Here is a 1,246-nt window from a genome sequence, read left to right as displayed (position 1 = left end):
CCGTCTTGCCTCATGTCAATAGGTCCGGGAGCGGTTGACGCGTGCCTCACGCAAGAGGTCCGCGTAGCTCAGGCGGCGGGGCGGGTGCCTTGGGTGCGGGCGGCGGCGAGGTCGATGAGTTGCTGCTGGATGCGGGTGATGCGACGGGTGATCGCTGCCGGGTTCAGCTTCGCGTGCTCCTCGGCCAGTCGCTCGGCGGTGCGCTGGTCGAGCACGCCGGCGTCGAGGAGCCGCTGATACGGGGTTCTGGGCGTGTCGTAGACGCGCTTCTTACGCCCCGAGGTGGTGTGGGTCCAGCCGGTGGCCTTCACGCAGGGCAGCAGGTGGTTCTTCCGCTTCATCACCAGGGAGTGCAGCTCGTTGAGCAGGCGCAGCTCGTGTTCGGTCTCGTATCGGTAGCGAAACGCGTGCCGTCTCACCCAGTCGCCGTTGCGCTGCTCGACGTGGGCGTTGTCGTTGTGCTGGTAGGGGCGGCCCCTCGTGACGGGGATCTCCCGCTCGTCGCACCAGGCGATCACCGACCAGTTCAGGAACTCGGACCCGTTGTCGAAGTCCATCCCCGCGATCGGCACCGGGGAGGCCCGCCGCAGCCAGTCCATCCCGGCTCTGATGTTGACGTGCGCGTTGTTGCGGATCGCGCGGAGCAGCGTCCATCCGATCACCGGGTCCGTCGCGGTGAGCGTGCGCAGGTACTCGCCCTTGGTGGTGTGCCCGCAGTGCGCGACGGTGTCCAGCTCGTAGAACCCCGGCCCCGGCGGCAGCCCGTCCATCGCGGTGCGCACCGGGATCGACGAGCGCAGGATATGCGACGGGCGCGTCGTCGACAGGGCTCCCGGGTAACGGGCATCCCGGTGCGGCTTCAGATACCGGTCGATCGTCGCCGCGCTCATCGACCGCAGCTCATCCAGCACCCCCTCGGTCACGCGGGCGGCGACTCGGACGAGCTCGTTGAACCGCACCAGCCGTTCCAGAGTGTCATCCATGACCGCGGCCAGGTACTTCCCCGACGGCTGCCCCGACAGCGCCCACACCTCCTGCAACACCACCAGCGCGTCGTACGAGTACTTCCTCGGTCGCGGCTTGCGCTGCTGGTCACGGGCCGCGCCCTTGCGGGCGAGCGCGTTGCGGATCGCGCGACGGGCGTAGTCGCGATGCCAGCCCGTGGTCTCCACCAGCGCGTCCAGCAACCGACCCTTCTCCGCCCGCCCGGCCTTCGCATACTCGCGGGCGAACCTCTTCGTAATCT

Annotated in this window: 1 protein-coding gene; it reads right to left on the bottom strand. The window is 68.8% G+C overall.

Annotated elements, in window-relative coordinates; genetic code table 11:
• Positions 1-68 precede the first annotated feature (68 nt).
• Positions 69-1,246: integrase catalytic domain-containing protein (locus ACODR5_RS13490; RefSeq protein WP_488983910.1), on the bottom strand; the 1,178-nt coding region annotated here is incomplete at its 5' end.

It is taken from the genome of Microbacterium sp. FG3 (genome assembly GCF_057809335.1).
The sequence above is the reverse complement of the archived record's forward strand: the minus strand, read 5'-3'. Positions and strand labels throughout refer to the sequence as shown.